The 18,553-nt window shown below is 63.7% G+C and carries 17 protein-coding genes and 1 pseudogene; 12 read left to right on the forward strand and 6 right to left on the reverse strand.

The genetic code is table 11. The annotated features are described in order from the left end of the window. The first annotated feature begins 65 nt into the window (after positions 1-65). A pseudogene (locus OGR47_RS03615) lies at positions 66-1,021 on the forward strand (IS481 family transposase). 218 nt (positions 1,022-1,239) lie between these two features. Next, positions 1,240-1,440, forward strand: a complete 201-nt coding sequence (locus tag OGR47_RS03620) for a hypothetical protein (protein ID WP_165051155.1) — start codon at positions 1,240-1,242, stop codon at positions 1,438-1,440. Positions 1,441-1,927: 487 nt separating this feature from the next. On the opposite strand, the gene OGR47_RS03625 is transcribed toward OGR47_RS03620, so the two are convergent. Then, positions 1,928-2,419 (reverse strand): YcgN family cysteine cluster protein, encoded by a 492-nt coding sequence (locus tag OGR47_RS03625; protein WP_165051151.1) that lies wholly within the window; start codon positions 2,417-2,419, stop codon positions 1,928-1,930. A 138-nt stretch (positions 2,420-2,557) separates the two neighbouring features. Between OGR47_RS03625 and OGR47_RS03630 the strand changes: the two genes are divergently transcribed. The 3 genes from OGR47_RS03630 to OGR47_RS03640 are packed head-to-tail and all read left to right on the forward strand — an operon-like array spanning position 2,558 to position 6,010. Then, positions 2,558-4,780, forward strand: coding sequence for a transglycosylase domain-containing protein (locus OGR47_RS03630; RefSeq protein ID WP_165051149.1), 2,223 nt, complete (start codon positions 2,558-2,560; stop codon positions 4,778-4,780). Positions 4,781-4,790: 10 nt separating this feature from the next. Beyond that, positions 4,791-5,429: a DUF1214 domain-containing protein gene (locus tag OGR47_RS03635; protein WP_253948087.1), complete on the forward strand. Its 639-nt coding sequence runs from the start codon at positions 4,791-4,793 to the stop codon at positions 5,427-5,429. Then, positions 5,420-6,010: a DUF1254 domain-containing protein gene (locus OGR47_RS03640; RefSeq protein WP_165051146.1), complete on the forward strand. Its 591-nt coding sequence runs from the start codon at positions 5,420-5,422 to the stop codon at positions 6,008-6,010. The genes OGR47_RS03635 and OGR47_RS03640 overlap by 10 nt, the downstream gene beginning before the upstream one ends. A 185-nt stretch (positions 6,011-6,195) precedes the next feature. On the opposite strand, the gene OGR47_RS03645 is transcribed toward OGR47_RS03640, so the two are convergent. The 5 genes from OGR47_RS03645 to OGR47_RS03665 all read right to left on the reverse strand — a co-directional run bounded on the left by OGR47_RS03645 (position 6,196) and on the right by OGR47_RS03665 (position 10,550). Continuing rightward, complete coding sequence (locus tag OGR47_RS03645) at positions 6,196-6,594, reverse strand: DUF1178 family protein (protein ID WP_165051144.1); 399 nt, start codon at positions 6,592-6,594, stop codon at positions 6,196-6,198. Continuing rightward, complete coding sequence (gene grxC / locus OGR47_RS03650; protein ID WP_165051142.1) at positions 6,591-6,860, reverse strand: glutaredoxin 3; 270 nt, start codon at positions 6,858-6,860, stop codon at positions 6,591-6,593. Before grxC ends, OGR47_RS03645 begins: the two co-directional genes overlap by 4 nt. 54 nt (positions 6,861-6,914) lie before the next feature. After that, entirely contained in the window at positions 6,915-7,688 is a 774-nt protein-coding gene (locus OGR47_RS03655) for a ComF family protein (RefSeq protein ID WP_165051181.1), read from the reverse strand. A 178-nt stretch (positions 7,689-7,866) separates the two neighbouring features. After that, entirely contained in the window at positions 7,867-9,048 is a 1,182-nt protein-coding gene (locus OGR47_RS03660; protein WP_371824413.1) for a CobW family GTP-binding protein, read from the reverse strand. Further along, positions 9,045-10,550: a D-alanyl-D-alanine carboxypeptidase family protein gene (locus tag OGR47_RS03665; RefSeq protein ID WP_165051140.1), complete on the reverse strand. Its 1,506-nt coding sequence runs from the start codon at positions 10,548-10,550 to the stop codon at positions 9,045-9,047. Before OGR47_RS03665 ends, OGR47_RS03660 begins: the two co-directional genes overlap by 4 nt. Before the next feature lie 310 nt (positions 10,551-10,860). Between OGR47_RS03665 and OGR47_RS03670 the strand changes: the two genes are divergently transcribed. The 7 genes from OGR47_RS03670 to OGR47_RS03700 all read left to right on the forward strand — a co-directional run bounded on the left by OGR47_RS03670 (position 10,861) and on the right by OGR47_RS03700 (position 18,501). Further along, positions 10,861-11,760, forward strand: coding sequence for a LysR family transcriptional regulator (locus OGR47_RS03670; RefSeq protein WP_165051138.1), 900 nt, complete (start codon positions 10,861-10,863; stop codon positions 11,758-11,760). A 129-nt stretch (positions 11,761-11,889) separates the two neighbouring features. After that, complete coding sequence (locus OGR47_RS03675) at positions 11,890-12,366, forward strand: formate dehydrogenase subunit gamma (RefSeq protein WP_165051135.1); 477 nt, start codon at positions 11,890-11,892, stop codon at positions 12,364-12,366. Then, the gene (locus OGR47_RS03680) at positions 12,363-13,913 is read left to right on the forward strand and encodes a formate dehydrogenase beta subunit (protein ID WP_165051133.1); all 1,551 of its coding nucleotides are present in this window, start codon (positions 12,363-12,365) and stop codon (positions 13,911-13,913) included. The genes OGR47_RS03675 and OGR47_RS03680 overlap by 4 nt, the downstream gene beginning before the upstream one ends. A 10-nt stretch (positions 13,914-13,923) precedes the next feature. After that, entirely contained in the window at positions 13,924-16,803 is a 2,880-nt protein-coding gene (gene fdhF / locus OGR47_RS03685) for a formate dehydrogenase subunit alpha (protein ID WP_165051131.1), read from the forward strand. Further along, positions 16,800-17,627, forward strand: coding sequence for a formate dehydrogenase accessory sulfurtransferase FdhD (gene fdhD, locus OGR47_RS03690; protein ID WP_165051129.1), 828 nt, complete (start codon positions 16,800-16,802; stop codon positions 17,625-17,627). Before fdhF ends, fdhD begins: the two co-directional genes overlap by 4 nt. Next, positions 17,617-17,841 carry a formate dehydrogenase subunit delta gene (locus OGR47_RS03695; RefSeq protein WP_165051127.1) on the forward strand — a complete coding sequence of 75 codons (225 nt, stop codon included), beginning with the start codon at positions 17,617-17,619 and terminating at the stop codon, positions 17,839-17,841. Before fdhD ends, OGR47_RS03695 begins: the two co-directional genes overlap by 11 nt. A gap of 150 nt (positions 17,842-17,991) precedes the next feature. Further along, a complete protein-coding gene (locus OGR47_RS03700; RefSeq protein ID WP_165051124.1) occupies positions 17,992-18,501 on the forward strand; it encodes a YchJ family protein in 510 nt (169 codons plus the stop codon). Positions 18,502-18,553: the final 52 nt, after the last annotated feature.

The following is an 18,553-nucleotide window of genomic DNA, read 5'->3' on the forward strand; positions in this document are numbered from 1 at the left end:
CGCCAACCGATTCCTCAAAGGCTATTCTTTCCCGCCATCTTTTCCAGCGAATGGAAGGATGCGCTATGGGCCAGGTTCTCCACGGGAGCGCCCGCACGACTGAGGCGGTGCGTCGAGCGATACAACATAGTCAAGAGAGCCTGAGAGCTCTCGCCAAGCGGTATGGCGTCAACCAGAAGACGATCGCCAAGTGGAAGAAGCGGGCGTCGGTTTGCGACGAGCGCACGGGGCCTAAAGAGACCAGATCCACGGTTCTCACGATCGAGGAGGAGGCGATCATTGTCGCCTTCCGCCGTCACACATTGCTGCCCTTGGACGACTGCCTCTATGCCCTCCAGGCGACTATTCCCCACCTGACGCGATCGTCGCTGCATCGCTGTCTTCAGCGCCACGGCATCTCACGGTTGCCGAGCGTCGAGGGCGAGGTCTCCGCCAAGCGGAAGTTCAAAGCCTATCCGATTGGCTATTTCCATATCGACATCGCCGAAGTGCGCACGGCCGAAGCCAAGCTCTACATGTTCGTGGCGATCGACCGAACGTCGAAATTCGCTTTCGTCGAACTGCATGAGAAGGCCACGACGCGGATCGCCGCCGACTTCCTGTTCGCGTTGATCAATAATGGAACGCACTTTACTGATCCCCGCGCGAGACCTGGACCCCTGCGGAAATCAAGCAAATGCTGGCGGAGGGGCGACCCTTCAGGGCGCATGCGTTCGAGTTCGCCTGCGCCCGCGCCGATATCGATCATCGCCTGACCAAGCCCAAGCATCCTTGGACCAATGGTCAGGTTGAGCGCATGAGCCGCACGATCAAGGAAGCGACGGTTAAGCGCTACTTCTATGAAACGCACGTAGAGCTGCGAACGCATCTCGACCACTTCGTCACCGCATACAATTTCGCCCGCCGCTTGAAGACCCTCAAAGGCCTCACGCCGTACGAATTCATCTGCAAACTCTGGACGAAAGAGCCAGACAGATTCATACTCGATCCGCTCCATCAGATGCCGGGACTAAACATCTAACAGGCTGCTTGTCAGTGGTGGCGTGGGAAATATTCTCCAACCTCTGCCCCTTCCCAAGCCAATTTTCGCCTTAAATCCAATAGGCTCTGAGCGACGGAGCAACTCTCCATCGTAACTGTGCAAAGGATGAAAAACCGGCTTACATTTGGCTCGCGATTGAACGCGAAGCAACCGGCTTCATCAGCAAAGACAAATGTGTCTGGCATAGGGAGTGATTCGTGGCAGCCAGGGAATCCAAACTTAACAAGAAATCTCAGGGTCAGTCATTCATCGAAACGGCCAAGGCACTCGGCTGCGACGAATCCGAAGAGCGCTTTGACGAAGCACTCAAGAAGGTCGTACGGCATGAAGAACCTAGCAAGAAAGAAAAGGATCGATCGAATGTGCGAAGTCAAGAACAACGCAAAGACAAAGGCTGATCAGCTTATCGAAGCGATAAATAAGCTGACCAGCGCTGTTCAAGGTATTCTGTCTATAGAATCTTAGAGAGCAATGAAAGATGCGCCTGAAAAGCAACCCCAGGCACTTCCAGAGCGGTCCCCATAGCAAGACGCGCCTTTCAGTGAAAGATGAACTACATCGCGCCCAAAAACTGAGCCTGGGCCAATTGGTGAGTGCCGCCCAGTCGTAACCGATGCCGATAATGTGCCCTCGTTCGCCTCATATGTCCCAACATAAAAAAGCGCGGCATCTCCTCCTGTAAGAAGCCCATCTCTAAGGGTAACTACGCCAGCTCCTTGCCCAAGCGGTGTCTGGAATCGAACGCTATAAAGGCCGTTCTTCACGAAGAGTCTCCTCTGTCAGAAACTGACAAGGAGCCTACTCGATTCTCCATGGTTCGCAAACTACACAATCGCAACCGGCTGTCAAGAATAAAATCCTATTAGGGGAAAAAATTCAGGATCGCTAATACCGCGCCTTCTTCGGCCAACGCTTCGGCCACAGCCGGATGTAGTCGGGCGTATCCTCCTCGTCGATGTCCGCCTCGCTGACTTCGACCTTCCCGCGCACTGAGACCCCGACGCGATGCACGCTTTCGGGGTCGCCCGACATCAGCGGGTGCCAGGGGGGCAGGGGCTTGCCGGCGTCGCGCAGCACATAGGCGCAGGTCGGCGGCAGCCAGTCGATCTCCTGCAGCTTCTTCAAGGTCAAGCGCACGCAATCGGGCACATGGTCGCGACGGTTCTTATAGTCGCCGCATTGGCAGGATTCGTGGTCCAGCATCTTGCAGGAGACGCTCGTATGGTAGATTGCGCCGGTGTCCTCATCCTCGAGCTTTACCAGGCAGCAGCGCCCGCAACCGTCGCAGAGCTTCTCCCATTGTGCGCGCGTAAGTTCCGATAGCGGCTTTTCCCAAAATGGGGTCGCCGCGCCTTTTTCGCCTTTTTCCCCTGACATTCTTCCCTGTCCGGCTGTTCCGCCATCGGGCGGAAACCATAATCGGAATGGGGGGCCGCGCCGGCGTCGTCAAGATGGTTTAAAAGATGCTAACGTTGCGCGCCGCGATTTAATTGTTCCGCCGGGAGCCTGCGAGCCTTGTTCGAGCGTCTTTGGTCCTCGCCCTTTGTGAAGCGCATCAGGCGCATTCTGCTGTCGGCGGACGCGCTCATCGATTCGAGCGTCTTCGACAGCGGCCGCAGGTCGCGCGAGCTTTACGAGAATTTCTCGACCTTCATGGAGCGGTTCCATGTCTCGGGCTTCGCGCGCCTCGGGGTCGAGCTTGCCTGCGAAACGCTCACCTGGGGCGTCATCGGGCTGATCGGCATGGCGGCGCTCGCAAGCTCGGCCTTCCAAATGACCAGCGAGGGCGACTGGCTGAAGCAGACCGATCTCGCCGTCACCTTCCTGGACCGCTACGGCAATGAAGTCGGCCAGCGCGGCATCAAGCACGACGACGCCGTGCCGCTCGAGGAATATCCCGACTATCTCATCAAGGCCGTGCTCGCGACGGAGGATCGCCGCTTCTACGAGCATTTCGGCATAGACGTGATCGGCACGGCGCGCGCGCTGACGGTCAATGCGCGCTCCTCCGGCGTGGTGCAGGGCGGCTCCTCCATCACGCAGCAGCTCGCAAAGAATCTCTTTCTCTCCAACGAGCGCACATTCACCCGCAAGATCAACGAGGCCTTTCTCGCCTTGTGGCTGGAGCACCACCTCACCAAGCGCGAGATCCTCAAGCTTTACCTCGATCGCGTCTATATGGGCGGCGGCGCTTTCGGCATTCAGGCGGCGGCGGAGTTTTACTTCGGCAAGTCGGTCAAGGACGTCACGCTCGCGGAGGCGGCGATGCTCGCCGGCCTGTTCAAGGCCCCGACAAAATACGCCCCGCACAATAATCTTCCCGCGGCCCGCGCACGCGCCAATGACGTGCTCAACAATCTGGTCGACGCTGGCTTCATGACCGAGAGCCAGGTCATCGCGGCGCAAAAGAGCCCGGCCACGCCCGTTGATCGCCAGCGGCAGGATAGTCCCGACTGGTATCTCGACTTTGCCTATGGCGAGATTCGCAAGCTCGCTTCCGCCGGCAAGCTTGGCGAAAATCGCGTGCTCGCGGTTCGCACGGCGCTCGATTCGAATGTGCAAAAGCGCGCGGACGAGGTCATCGAGAAAAATCTACGCGAGCAAGGCCGCTCTTATCATGTCAAGCAGGCGGCGATGGTCGTGATGGAGCCGGACGGCGCCGTGCGCGCCATTATCGGCGGCCGCGACTACGGCGCGAGCCAGTTCAATCGCGCCACCGACGGCTCGCGTCAGCCGGGCTCTTCATTCAAGCCTTATGTCTATCTCACGGCGCTGATGACGGGTCGCTTCAAGCCCACGACCATCGTCACCGACCGGCCGACCTGCATCGGCAATTACTGCGTTCACAACTATAGCGGCGGCTACGCCGGCTCGCTGCCGCTCTATATGGCGCTGGCGAAATCGCTTAATACCGTCGCAATCCAGCTCTCGCAGGCGATCGGCAACGGAGACTCGCGCGTCGGCCGCGCCAAGATTATCGAGACTTGCCGCAAGCTCGGCATCACGACGCCGCTCGAGGACACGCCATCCCTGCCGGTCGGTCAGAGCGACGTCATCCTCATCGAACATTCCTCCGCCTACGCCGCCTTCGTGAACGGCGGCAAGCGCGTCATTCCTTTCGCCGCCGTCGAAATCCGCAATCGCCAAGGGGATCTGCTCTATCGCCGCGACCGTGACGCGCCGCCGCAAAAGCAGGTATTGCCTTACGAGAAAGTCGTGGACCTGGCCGGCATGATGAAGAAGGTGGTGGAAGAGGGCACTGGCAAACGGGCGCAGCTTGGCGAGGGCATCGACGTCATCGGCAAAACCGGCACGACCAATGGTTATAAGGACGCTTGGTTCTGTGGCTATTCCGGCACGATGGGCGGTTGCGTCTGGTATGGCAACGACGACAATGAGCCCATGAACAACATGACCGGCGGCACGCTGCCGGCCGGCACCTGGCACGACGTCATGGCCTATGCGCATCAGGGCGTGGCGCTCAAGCCCATCGTCGGGCTGACGCCGCAAGCCAAACCGGAGGCCGCCACAGTCAGCGCGAACGGCGCGAAGCCGCTGGAGCTCGGCGGCGCCCCGCAACGGCCGGCGACCCTCTCCAAGGGCGCTGCGCAGGCCCTGGAATCGATCGAGAAGAAGGCGCGGAGCGCGACGGCGGGCAAGCAGAGCTCGCTTTACGCGCCGGCGACGATCGCGCAGACGCGCGGGCACGACTTCCCCACGGTCGGCGCCGTCGAATAGCGAGGGCCAAGTGTTGCTGCACGTGGAACGGCAAGTAAGACGCCCAGCGAAACGCCGCGCGATCGACCGCCCTTATGCAAAATATTTCCAGGCGGCTACGGTCATGATGGTCGGGCTCGCGCTCGGGCTGCTGGCGACGATCGTTTCGCTCAATTCCGGCCATGGCTTCAACGCGCTGCGGGCCGGCCCGTGGACAGCCTGGCCCTCCGTGGGCGGCGGCAATGCCGATCCTTACGCCCGCGCCGTGGTCGCGCGTTCGGGAGAAGCGCCACTCGGACGCGACCAGGGCTTGGCCTTCATCGCCACGGCGGATTCGACCGGCGCGCCGCTCGACGGCGCATGCGAATATGCCGTGGCCGATCCGCTGCCGCCGGCGCGTTTCTGGACGCTTTCGCTTGCGACGCCGACCGGCGGGCTCATCGATAATCCGACGGGTCGCTACGGCTTTTCGTCCGTCGATATCTTGCGGCGTGAGGGCGGCGGCCTCGAGGTCGTGATCGCCCGCAACGCCCGCGCCGGCAATTGGTTGTCGCCAGGAGAGGCGCGTAAATTCGTGCTCATGCTGCGGCTCTATGATACCCCGCTGGACGTCGAAGCCCGGCCCGATCCCAACAACTTTCCTGCAATCGTGAAGCTGAAGTGCGCCTAGCTCTCCCCGACCGCTTTTTCGATTATTTGCCCTGGGCCGCAGCCACGCTGCTCGTCGCAGGCATCGTGCATATCGTTTCCGTGCTGCTGATGCCGACGCTCGCGCCGCGCGACGCCTATGCGCGCACGCTCGCGGCTGTCGGGGACGCGCCGACGGGGCTCGTCGCCCTGCCGCCCATGGCCCCGGACGCCGAGCCTTTGCCCTTCGAAGACCCGGCCTTCGCCGAGGGGGTCTGCGTCTATGACTTGTCCAAAGGAATGCTGCGGGTGACGGCGCCGGCGGATGGTGAGGATTATCTGGCGCTCTCTTTCCACGCCCGCGGCAGCCGCATCTATCACGCCATCACCGACCGCGCGGCGATCAAGGGCAAGATCGATATCGTGATCGGAGACGAGAGGCAGATGGACGCTTTACAAAGCGCCAGCGACGAAGCGCCGCAGCAGGAGGTGCGTCTCACCGCGCCGTCGAAGCGCGGCTTTGTGCTGGTGCGCTCTCTGGCGAAGCGCCCATCCGATATGGCGCGCGCGCGCGAGCGGCTTGCCTCGGTGATCTGCGAGCGCGTTGATCCGCCGAAGGATTAGCGGCGCGTCCAGTGGCGCGCGTTGCACGCGTGCGATTGGTTTGGTTGTCATTCCCGGCGCTCGCAAAGTGAGCGATCGAGAATCAATAGCAAAACCAGTGTGTTGTGGCTATGGATTCCCGGTCGGGATTTCAGCCCGCCGGGAATGACTTGGCCCGGCGAGAGCTATTCAAACGTTCAACGGCGTCAGTTGTCTTGCGGCAAATCCGGCAGCGGTAGAATCTCGATCCCCTCTTCGAGCAGCGCCTTGGCCTCCTCGAAGGTGGCGCGACCCCGGATCGGGCGGCGCTCCGCATCGCCCTCTTCGATGGCGCGGGCCTCGTCAGGGAAACGGTCGCCGACATCCTCCGTCCCCGCGACGGCTTGCTCCCGCAATTCCTTGATCATCTGGCGCAGGCGAGCGGGGGCGTCTTCACGCCGGCTTCGCGCTACATGCGGCGCCATCACGCCGCGCGTGACTTTCTCCGAAGCGCAGAAAGGGCAGGAGACGAGATGCCGTTCGGCCTGTTTCTCGAAGGTTTCGCTGTCGCGAAACCAACCGTCAAATCGGTGCCCTTCGTCGCAAACGAGCGTGTAACGGATCATTCTTTCGCTCCTGCGGCGAGGAGAGGATCAAGTCCGCCCTCGCTGTCGAGCGCATAGAGGTCGTCGCAGCCGCCGATATGTTTGTCGCCGATGAAAATCTGCGGGACGGAGGTGCGGCCGTTGGCGCGTTCGCTCATCGCCCGACGGCCGGCGGGATCTCCAGCGACGCTGATTTCCTCGAACGCCGCGCCCTTCTGAGTCAGCAGCCGCTTGGCCGCGATGCAATAGGGGCAGGTCGGGGTCGTGTAGATTTCGATACGCGCCATTTTGGGGGAAGGCCTGGACCTATGGTTTCGTTGGCCCCGCTTATAGCCCTGATGTCACGCGCTTGTCACCGCCCGCGCAAAGACGACCAAATCGACCTGCTCGGCGCCGGCTTTGATCAGCGCGCGGGCGGCGGCGTTGGCGGTGGCGCCGGTGGTGAGCACGTCGTCGACGAGCACGATTTTGGCGCCCTCGATCAGGACGGCGCGCTCGGGATCGACGCGGAAGGCGCCAGATAGGTTCACCGCGCGTTGGGCGCGGGAGAGGCCGACTTGCGGCGCGGTCGCCTTCACGCGCAACAGCGCTTGCGTCTCCACCGACGCGCCGCATTCGCGGGAAATAGCCCGCGCCAGCTCAGCCGATTGATTGAAGCGCCGCGCGGCGAGGCGCAGGCGGTGGAGCGGGATGGGAACGAGCAGATCGGCGTCGGCGAGAAGATCGGCGCCGGCGCGCGCCATCCAGCGGCCCATCGGAGAGGCGAGCTCCAGCCGATCGTAATATTTGAGGCGATGCGCGAGCGAGCGCGCCTTGTCGCTGTCGTAGCGCGCAACCGCGCGGGCGCGACGGAAGACGGGTGGGTTGGCGGCGGCCTCCGGCGAGATAAGCCCAGGCTGATCGAGATCGAGGGCGAAGGGCGTGCCGAGCCGCTCACAGAAAGGCCGCTCGATGAAGGCGATCTCGCGCCAACACGCCGCGCATAGCGCCCCGTGTTCCGCGACCGCCTTGCGGCAGACGAGGCAGGAGGGCGGATAGACGAGGTTGAGCAGCGCGGCGCCGGCGCGGCGGGCGGCTGTGGTTAGGTGGTCAAGCGGGAGGCGATCGAACGGCATCTTGGGAGTATGGCGCAAGACCCTCTCCCTGTCCCTCCCTCGCTATAGGGCGTCTGGAAGACGCCCGCCTTTCGACGGGCTATGCGCGGGAGAGGGGACGCTCGCGATCAGCGTTGTTGATGCAGGCGGCAATCTGCTCCCTCTCCCGCGTTAGCGGGGGAGGGTTGGGGAGGGGGCCTCAGCCCAATAACCCACCCTTCGCCGGCGCCAGAGGATTATTGGTCAGAGCCTCGGCGTCGGGCGTATCTACTGCCGGCCGATGAATCAGCGCCGCATAAAGCCCCTCGACGAATTTGCGGTCGAGATCCTTCACGATGAAGACGATGCGCGTGCGCCGGTCGTCGTCCGGCCAAGCCTCCAGCCGGTGCGGCGGGTGGAAGACATGCTGCACGCCATGGATGACGACGGGACGTTCCGGCTCATCAGATAACGCGACGATCCCCTTCACCCGCAACAGGCGCGGCCCGTGCGTATGGCGCAGCAGGTCGATGAAAATGTCGAAGGACGGGGGCGTGAAGGGCTCGTCGCCCGTCAGGCAAAACGCCTGGATGTGCGCGTCGTGCCGATTAATGTCGTGATGGCCGTGGTCGTGGTGATGATGCGCGTGGCCGTGATCGTGATGGTGGCCATGCTCATGCGCGTCCTCCACCGCCTCGGCGTTCAGCCAGTCGCGCACGCGCGGCGTCTTGGTCGCAGGGTCGTAGAGGCCGCAGTCGAGCAAAGCGGCCGGCGTCGCCTCGTCCGCGTCGAGGATGCGGGCGCCCGGGTTCAGCGCCGCCAACCGGGCCTTCAGGCTTGCCGCCTTTGCGGCGCCCTCGGGCAGGTCCGTCTTCGTCACGACCAGACGGTCCGCGACGGCGGCCTGCTTCACCGCCTCTTCATGCGCGTCGAGCGTCGCTTCGCCATTCGCCGCGTCGATCACGGTCACAACCCCGTCGAGCCGGAAGCGCAGCACGAGATAGGGGTGGTTCATGATCGTGTGGAGGATGGGGGCCGGATCGGCGAGGCCCGTCGTCTCCAGCACGACGCGCCGGAACGGCTTGATCCGCCCGTTATCGAGCCGCCGCAGCAAATGCTCGAGCGTGTTCACGAGATCGCCGCGGATCGTGCAGCAGATGCAGCCCGAACTCATCATGACCATGTCGCCCTCGACCCTCTCGATGAAGAGATGATCGAGGCCGATCTCGCCGAACTCGTTGATGAGGACGAGCGTGTCGGAAAGCTCCGGCGCGGCGAGCAGGCGGTTGAGCAAAGTCGTTTTGCCGGCGCCGAGAAAGCCGGTCAGCACGGTCAATGGAATCGGCGGCGGCGGCCGGCGGGCTGCGGCCTTTTGGCTGTCGCTCACGGCGTCGTCACTCACTGAACTTTGCCGTGCGGCTTGGCCCCCGCGTGGACTTTGCCTTGCGTCTTCGCCTTTTCGGCGGCGGGCTTCTCAGCAGTTTTCTCTGCGGGCTTGGCGGCGAGCTTCGTCGGCGCAGCCTTCTCCGCCTGCGCCTTGCCGTTCTTGGCCGCGTGTTTAGCCGATTTGCCCTTCGCGGGCTTGTCGTTGGAGGCGGCCTTGTCTTCCTTGATGATGTCCGCGACAGGCGCCGTTGCGACGGCGTGGGCGTGAGCGCCGTGTCTGGCGGCTTTGCTCTTGCCCTTGCGCATCGCGACGGCGTCGGGCGCGGCGCGGCTGATCGGCGAGGCTTCCCCGCCCGTGGGCTCGACATTGGCGTAGGCGGCGAGATCGGGCTGCTCGCCAATCGGTGCGCCGGGCGCGCGGGCGCGGGCCACCGGGCCGGCATAGCCCGGCGTGCGTCCGACAAAGACCGGCACAGGCTCAAAATGCGGACGCGGCAGGCGGGCGATGTCCTTCACGCTGATATGCTGCTGGCCGACGCCGACCGCGTCGAGCAGCGGAATGCCCGTCGGCGCGGAGCCGACCGGAATGCTCATATCCTCGACTTCGTTCATGAATTCGGCGGTGGCTGCGCCGCGGTGATGGCAGACGCTGTCGCGCATGTCGGGCGCCGCCGTGGGGCCGGCGCTGGGCAATGACGCGAGCGAGCCGATCGAGCCGCCCGTCTGGAAGGCGCGGTCGAGCAGCGCCGCCGCCTTGGCCGTGCGCGCCGAGGCGGAAGGCGCACCGAGCACGACCGCAATGAGCCGCTGGCCGCCATGGGTGGCCGAGGCGACGAGATTGAAGCCGGCGGGGCAGGTGAAGCCCGTCTTCATGCCGTCGGCGCCGGGGTAGCGGCCGAGCAGGCCGTTATGGGTGGGGTGCACGCTGGCGCCGAGCTTCATGGCGCCGATGTTCCAAAGGTTCGAATATTCGGGAAACTGCACGTAAAGGGCGCGGCCGAGAATGGCGAGGTCGCGCGCCGAGGTGACCTGGCGCGTGTCCGGCAGCCCGTTGGGATTGACCCACATCGATTGCGTCATGCCGAGCTTTTGCGAGGCGGCGTTCATGTCCTCGGCGAAGGCCTCGACCGAGCCTGATACGCCTTCCGCAATGGTGACGGCGATGTCATTCGCCGATTTCACCATCAGCATGATGAGCGCATTCTGCAGCGTCACCTCGGAGCCGGGCCTAAAGCCCATCTTGGACGGCGCCATGCGCGTTGCGCGCGGCGACACCATCAAGGGCGTGTCCATGGTCATGCGTCCGGCGCGCACGGCGTCTAACGCGACATAGGCGGTCATCAGCTTGGTCAGTGAGGCCGGGTACCAGGAGGCTGTCGCCTGGTCCTGAGCGAGAACCGAGCCGGACGCCACGTCGATGACGAGCGAGGGAGTGGCTTGCGCAGCCGGGGCTGCGAGAGCGACGGCAAGGCATGATGCAAATGCCCCGAGACGGGAAATTCCCTTTATCTTGGCCATTGGCAAACGTCTCCCGTTGTCGCCGCTCGTAGGAGCGCTGCAAAAAACATACAGACCTTTCGAGACGGTTCAAATATGGGCAAATTGTGACAGGCGCCAGTCAAAGCTTTGCAAGCGCGAGTTGCACGCCCGCTTATCCACGGACTCGGAGCGACTCATTTTCTCTCGATTTCGCGGGCGTTTGCGTCGCCGGTATGGTATGGCACGGCCAGCGCGAGGCAGAGGCGCCTGGGGGAGCCGCCGCCCGAGTCGTCGGGCATGCCGCGATTGAACCCAAGGGACGGCGCCATCGGCGCCGACACGCTCCGAAGTGATCGACAAACTCGAATTTCTCATCGCGGTGGCCAGCGAGAAAAGCTTCTCTCGCGCGGCGGAGATTTGCGGCGTCACCCAGCCCACGCTCTCCGCCGGCGTCAAGCAGCTCGAGGACTCGCTCGGCGTGCTGCTGGTCAACCGCTCGTCCCGCTTCCATGGGCTGACGGCCGAGGGCGAGCGGGTGCTGGAATGGGCCAAGCGCATCGTGGGCGACGCCCGCGCCATGCGCCAGGAGGTCCGCACGCTGCGCGAAGGTCTGAGCGGGCAGCTCAAGATCGCCGTCATTCCCACGGCGGAGGGAATCGTCTCGGCGCTGACCACGCCCTATCGCGCCAAGCATCCGCATGTGCGCTTCAAGGTGATCTCGGCGTCGTCCACCGAGGTGCTCGCTATGCTCGACAATCTCGAGATCGACGCGGGCATCACCTATCTCGACAATGAACCGCTTGGCCGTGTCAGAACCGTGCCGCTTTGTTCGGAACGTTACCGGCTGCTGACAGCCGAGGGAAATCCGCTAAGCGACCGCGATCGCGTCACCTGGGCCGAGGTCGGCCGCATCGATTTGTGCCTGTTGACCCCCGACATGCAGAACCGCCGCATTGTCGAGCGGTTGCTCGGCGCGGGCGGCGCCGAGCTCGCGCCGATTCTCGAGTCGAACTCGGTTATTCTGCTCTACGACCATGTGAAGTCGGGCCGCTGGGCGACGATCATGCCTGAAAAGCTAGCGAAAACAATGGGAACGCAGCCGCCGTTGCGGTCCATCCCGATTGTCGAGCCTGAGGCGGGCCATGAGATCGGGCTCGTTGCGCCGCTGCGCGATCCGGTCATTCCGCTTGTTGGCGCGCTCGTTGCTGAGGCAAAAGCGCTCGCCGAAAGCGGCAGTCTGGCCGATTGATAGGCAAGCCCTATGGCGCGACGGCCGGGACGGTATTGATCGGCGCCGGGAATTCCGGCAGTGTCACCGGAATAATATAAATGAAGGGCGCCTTGTCTCGAAGGTCGACGCCCCAAAGCGAGGGAAGAAATGGCTGGCGCTGCTCAGTATAGCGACGAGCGGGCGCGGGAGATCATTGCGGCCCATATGGGCCTCGAAGGACCTGCACTGCCCATATTGCATGCGCTTCAGGCAGAATTCGGCTATGTGCCGGATTCTGCGGTGAAGGAAATGGCGACGGCGCTGAACATCAGCCGCGCCGAAATGCATGGCGTCGTTACCTTCTATCACGACTTCCACAGCGCCCCGCACGGCCGTCACACGCTGAAAATCTGCCGCGCCGAATCATGCCAGTCGATGGGCGCCGAGAAGCAGGCCAACGACTTTCTCGCCCGCCAAAAGCTCGAATGGCATCAGACGACCCCCGACGGCTCCCTCACGGTCGAGCCGGTTTATTGTCTGGGCCTGTGCGCCCATAGCCCGGCCGCCCTGTACGACGGCGAGCCGATTGGACAGGTCGATGCCGCGACGCTCGACGAGATCGTAGCGGAGGCGAAAGGCGAATGACCAAGATCTACATTCCGCTGGATATGGCCGCCGTGGCGATGGGGGCCGATCGCCTCGCCGCCGCCGTCGCCAAAGAGGCCGCCGCACGCGGCCAGCAAGTCGAGATCGTGAGAAACGGCTCGCGTGGCATGCTCTGGCTCGAGCCCCTGATCGAGGTGGAGACGCCCGCGGGCCGTGTCGGTTATGGCCCCGCCAAGGTGAAGGACGTCGCCTCGCTGTTCGACGCGGGCTTCCTGACCGGCGGCGCGCATGCGCTGAGCATCGGGGTGGTCGAAGAGCACCCCTGGATGAAGCGCCAGAATCGCGTCACCTTCGTGCGCTGCGGCGTGATCGATCCGCTGTCGGTCGCCGACTATGAAGCGCATGACGGTTTCAAGGGTCTGAAGCGCGCTTTCGAGATCGGCTCGGCCGCGATTATCGAGGAAGTCGCCAAGTCCGGCCTGCGCGGCCGCGGCGGCGCGGGCTTCCCGACCGGCATCAAATGGAAAACGGTCGCTGATTGCGCGCCCGGCCAGAAATATGTGGTCGTCAACGCCGACGAAGGCGACTCCGGCACTTTCGCCGACCGCATGATCATGGAAGGCGATCCGCTCTCCCTCATCGAGGGCATGGCCATCTGCGGATATGCGATCGGCGCCTCCAAAGGCTACGTCTATCTGCGCTCGGAATATCCGGTCGTCGCGAAGGTCTTCCAGGCGGCGATCGAGAAGGCGCGCGACGCCGGCTGGCTCGGCCAGAACATCAAGGGCTCAGGCTTCGACTTCGACGTCGAGCTGCGCATCGGGGCCGGCGCCTATGTCTGCGGCGAGGAGACCTCGCTGCTGGAAAGCCTCGAGGGCAAGCGCGGCATCGTGCGGGCCAAGCCGCCGCTGCCGGCCCATGTCGGTCTCTTCGGCAAGCCCACGGTCGTCAACAACGTCCTCTCCATGGCCACCGTGCCGATGATTCTGGAGAAGGGCGCGAAGCATTACGCCGATCTCGGCGTCGGCCGCTCGCGCGGCACCATGCCGTTGCAGATCGCCGGCAATGTGAAATTTGGCGGCCTGTTCGAAACCGACTTCGGCATTCCGCTCGGCACGATCGTCAATGACATCGCCGGCGGCACGCGCACCGGCCGTCCGGTGAAAGCCGTTCAGGTCGGCGGTCCGCTCGGCGCCTATGTGCCTGTGTCGCTTTTCGACCTACCTTTCGACTACGAAGCTTTTGCGGCGAAAGACAGCCTGATCGGCCATGGCGGGCTCGTCGTGTTCGACGACACCATCGACATGCTGTGGATGGCGCGTTTCGGCATGGAGTTCTGCTCGATCGAAAGCTGCGGAAAATGCACGCCTTGCCGTATCGGATCGACTCGCGGCGTCGAGACGATCGATAAAATTCGCAATGGTCAGGATGTCGAGAAGAATATCGAGCTTCTCAAGGACCTCTGCCACACCATGAAGTTTGGCTCATTGTGTGCATTGGGCGGCTTCGCGCCGTATCCCGTCGAGAGCGCTCTACGCCATTTCCCAGAGGACTTCCGCAAGTCGGCCCTTGAAGCCGCTGAGTGAGGTAGCCGCCATGACGCTTATCAAAGAGACAGATTACGGGACGCCAGAGTCCAAATCCGCCAACATGGTCACGCTGACCATCGACGGCAAGAGCGTCACTGTTCCCGAGGGAACCTCGATCATGCGTGCTGCGATGGAGGCCGGGACCGAGATCCCGAAGCTCTGCGCCACGGACAGCATCAAGGCCTTCGGCTCCTGCCGCCTCTGCGTGATCGAGGTCGAGGGCCGCAACGGCACGCCTGCCTCCTGCACCACGCCGGTCGCGCCGGGCATCTCCGTCAAGACCCAGACGCCGCGCCTGTCGGCGATCCGCCGCGGCGTGATGGAGCTCTATATCTCCGACCATCCGCTCGACTGCCTGACCTGCGCCGCCAATGGCGATTGCGAGCTGCAGGACATGGCCGGCGCCGTCGGCTTGCGTGACGTGCGCTATGGCTATGACGGCTCCAACCATGTCTTCGCGCGCAACGATGGCGAAGCCAATTTCAACTGGAAGCCGAAGGACGAGTCGAACCCGTACTTCACCTATGATCCGGCGAAGTGCATCGTCTGTAACCGCTGCGTGCGCGCCTGCGAGGAAGTGCAGGGCACTTTCGCGCTGACGATCTCCGGCCGCGGCTTCGACTCGCGCGTCTCGCCCGGCATGGACGAAGCCTTCATGGAGTCGGAATGCGTCTCCTGCGGCGCTTGCGTCCAGGCCTGCCCGACGGCGACCCTCACCGAAAAGTCGGTCATCGCGATCGGCCAGCCGGAGCATTCCGCCGTCACCACCTGCGCCTATTGCGGCGTGGGCTGCACCTTCAAGGCCGAGATGCGCGGCGAAGAACTCGTGCGCATGGTGCCCTGGAAGGACGGTAAGGCCAATCACGGCCATAGCTGCATCAAGGGCCGCTTCGCTTACGGCTACGCCCATCACGGCGACCGCATTCTCAATCCGATGATCCGCGAGTCGATCGACCAGCCGTGGCAGGTCGTCTCCTGGGACGAGGCTCTGACCTTCGCCGCCGACCGTCTGAAGGCGGTGCAGGCGAAATATGGCAAGGGCTCGGTCGGCGCCATCACCTCCTCGCGCTGCTCGAACGAAGAGACCTATCTCGTTCAGAAGCTCGTGCGCGCCGGCTTCGGCAACAACAACGTCGACACCTGCGCCCGCGTCTGCCATTCGCCGACCGGCTACGGCCTCAACCAGGCCTTCGGCACCTCGGCCGGCACGCAGGATTTCGACTCGGTCGATGAAGCCGACGTCGTTCTCGTTATCGGCGCCAATCCGACCGACGCCCATCCGGTCTTCGGCTCGCGCATGAAGAAGCGCCTGCGTGAGGGCGCCAAGCTGATCGTCATCGATCCGCGCCGCACCGACCTCGTGCGTTCGCCCCACATCAAGGCGGACTTCCACCTGCCGCTCAAGCCCGGCACCAATGTCGCGATGGTCACGGCGCTCGCCCATGTCATCGTGAAGGAAGGGCTCGTCAACGAAGCGTTCGTCCGCGCGCGCTGCGATTGGGACGAGTTCCAGGCCTGGGCCGACTTCGTATCGCTCGACCGCAACAGCCCCGAGGCGTTGGAGTCGGTAATCGGCGTCAACGCCGAGGATATCCGCGGCGCCGCGCGTCTCTATGCGACCGGCGGCAATGCGGCGATCTACTACGGCCTCGGCGTGACGGAGCACTCGCAGGGCTCGACCACCGTCATGGGCATCGCCAATCTCGCCATGGCGACCGGCAATCTCGGCCGTCGCGGCGTCGGCGTGAACCCGCTGCGTGGCCAGAACAATGTGCAGGGCTCCTGCGACATGGGCTCGTTCCCCCACGAGCTGCCGGGCTATCAGCACATTTCGGGCGAAGCGGCGCGCGCCGCTTTCGAGGCGGACTGGGGCGTCAAGCTCGACCCCGAGCCCGGCCTGCGCATCCCCAACATGTTCGACGCGGCGGTCGAGGGCCGGTTCAAGGGCCTCTATCTGCAGGGCGAGGATATTCTGCAGTCCGATCCCGATACGCGCCATGTGTCGGCGGCTCTCGCCAATATGGAAATCGTGATCGTGCAGGACCTGTTCCTGGTCGAATCCGCCCATTACGCGCATGTGTTCCTGCCGGGCTGCTCCTTCCTCGAGAAGGACGGCACCTTCACCAACGCCGAGCGCCGCATTCAGCGCATCCGCAAGGTGATGAGCCCGAAGAACGGCTATGGCGATTGGGAGATCACCCAGAACCTCGCCAATAAGCTCGGCCTGGGGTGGAACTATACCCACCCGTCCGAGATCATGGACGAGATCGCGCGGCTGACGCCCTCCTTCCGCAATGTCTCCTATGAGATGCTGGAAGAGGTCGGCTCTGTGCAGTGGCCGTGCAACGACGCGTCGCCGGAAGGCATGCCAATCATGCACATTGAGGGCTTCGCGCGCGGCAAGGGCAAATTCGTCATCACCGAATATGTGCCGACCGACGAGAAGGTTGGGCCGCGCTTCCCGCTGCTGCTGACGACGGGCCGCATCCTGTCGCAGTACAACGTCGGCGCGCAGACCCGCCGCACCGAAAACAGCCAATGGCATCCTGAGGACGTTCTCGAAATCCATCCGCATGATGCGGAGGATCGCGGCGTTGTCGAAGGCGATTGGGTGAAAGTTGCGAGCCGCGCCGGCGAGACGACGCTGCGCGTCAAGATCACCGATCGCGTGGCGCCGGGCGTGGTCTATACGACCTTCCATCATCCGCTCTGCAACACCAATGTCGTGACCACCGATAATTCGGACTGGGCCACGAACTGCCCTGAATACAAAGTGACGGCCGTGCAGATCTCCAAGAGCAACGGCCCCACCGAGTTCCAGGAGAAGTATCGCGAGCTGTCCGAGTCCGCTCGGCGGATTGCGAGCACGATCGACGCGGCGGAATGACCGAGACGCCGTCGGCCACTCTTCGGGTAGAATGCCTGGCGCGCCGTCACGATGTGACGGCGCGTTCTTCACGCGTGATCCCTGAAGAAACGCCGATCGCTTTTACCTATGGCGGCTCAACCCACGCGGTGATGATGGCGACTCCCGCCGATCTCGAAGATTTTGCGGTCGGCTTCGCCATCACCGAGGGGCTCATAGACGCGCCCGATGACGCCGGCGACGTCGAAATCCTCGCTTCGGACGCTGGCATCGAGCTACGCACATGGCTCGGCGGCGGCCGGCAGGACGCCTATGCGGCGCGCAAGCGCTCCATGGCGGGGCCAACGGGCTGCGGGCTGTGCGGCATCGAGAGCCTGGAGGCGGCGACGCGCGCGCTGCCGGCGCTCGACAATGCGCTCACGGTCCAAGCCGAAGGATTGATCGCGGCGATGGACCGGCTGCCCGGCGCGCAGACGATCAACCAGGAAACGCGCGCGGTTCACGCCGCGGCTTTCTGGAACCCCGCGTCGAACGCGCTGGTCGTGCGCGAGGATGTTGGACGCCACAATGCGCTCGACAAGCTCGCCGGCGCGCTAGCGCGCCAGGGCCTCGCCGCGTCGCAGGGCGTGGTTTTGATGACGAGCCGCGTCTCCGTCGAGCTCGTGCAAAAGGCCGCCCGCATCGGCGCGCCGATCATCGCGGCGGTGTCGGTGCCGACGGCCTTGGCTGTTCGCAGCGCCGAAAAATGCGGTATGACGCTCGTGGCCGTGATGCGGGGCCGCGACTTCGAAATCTTCACCCATCCAGGACGCATCGTCGAACAGGTTTCCGCACATGTCGCATGATTCAGTTGAGAAGCTCGTGAAAATGGCCAATCAGATCGGCTCCTTCTTCGGCGCGCAGAAGATCGGCGCCGCCGCCGGCATGGCCGAGCATTTGCGCAAGTTCTGGGCCCCCCATATGCGCGAAACGATCTTCGAACATGTGAATCATGGCGGCGCAGGCCTCGAGCCGATCGCGATCGAAGCGGTCAAGCTTCTCCAGGCCGAAAAGAAGTAAAACGAGCTGTCGCGACGAAGGAGCAGCGGCGCCGGCGATGTCGGGCCGCTCTTTTCGTATTTGCGCCACCCAAGGCGGAAAGCGATGGACTGGCCCCGCGCCGTCCCTTAGCTCTTCGCCCGACAAACAAAAGAATCGAACGAGCCCAGCATGAACGACGCAATCTGCCCCTGCCGCGTAACCGACGCCGACAAGCGCGCCTATGCGGATTGCTGCAAGCCCTATCTCGAAGACGGCAAGTCGCCGCCGACGGCCGAAGCGCTGATGCGCTCGCGCTACACGGCGTTCACCCGCGCTGACATCGATTATCTCGAGCAGACGCTCGCGCCCGGCACGCGCGACGATTTCGACCGCAAGGCGATCACCCATTGGTCCAAGCAATCGCAATGGCTCGGCCTTGAAGTGCTCTCGACCGAAGCGGACGGGGAGAATGACGACAGCGGCTATGTCGAATTCGTCGCGAGCTTCACGATCGAGGGACAGCGCTACGACCATCGCGAGCGCTCGCTCTTCAAGAAGGTCGACGGCCGCTGGTATTTCCAGGAAGAGGCCAATCGCAAGAACGAGCCGATCGTGAAGGGCAAGCAGCCCGGCCGCAATGATCCGTGCCCCTGCGGCTCAGGCAAGAAATACAAGAAGTGCTGCGGCGCCGCGGCGTAACTCGCCTAACGGCGGCTGCTACACTCGCTTTGGCGAGCGATCGGGCAACAAG

It is taken from the genome of Methylocystis sp. MJC1 (assembly GCF_026427715.1).
Taxonomy (GTDB): Bacteria; Pseudomonadota; Alphaproteobacteria; order Rhizobiales; family Beijerinckiaceae; genus Methylocystis.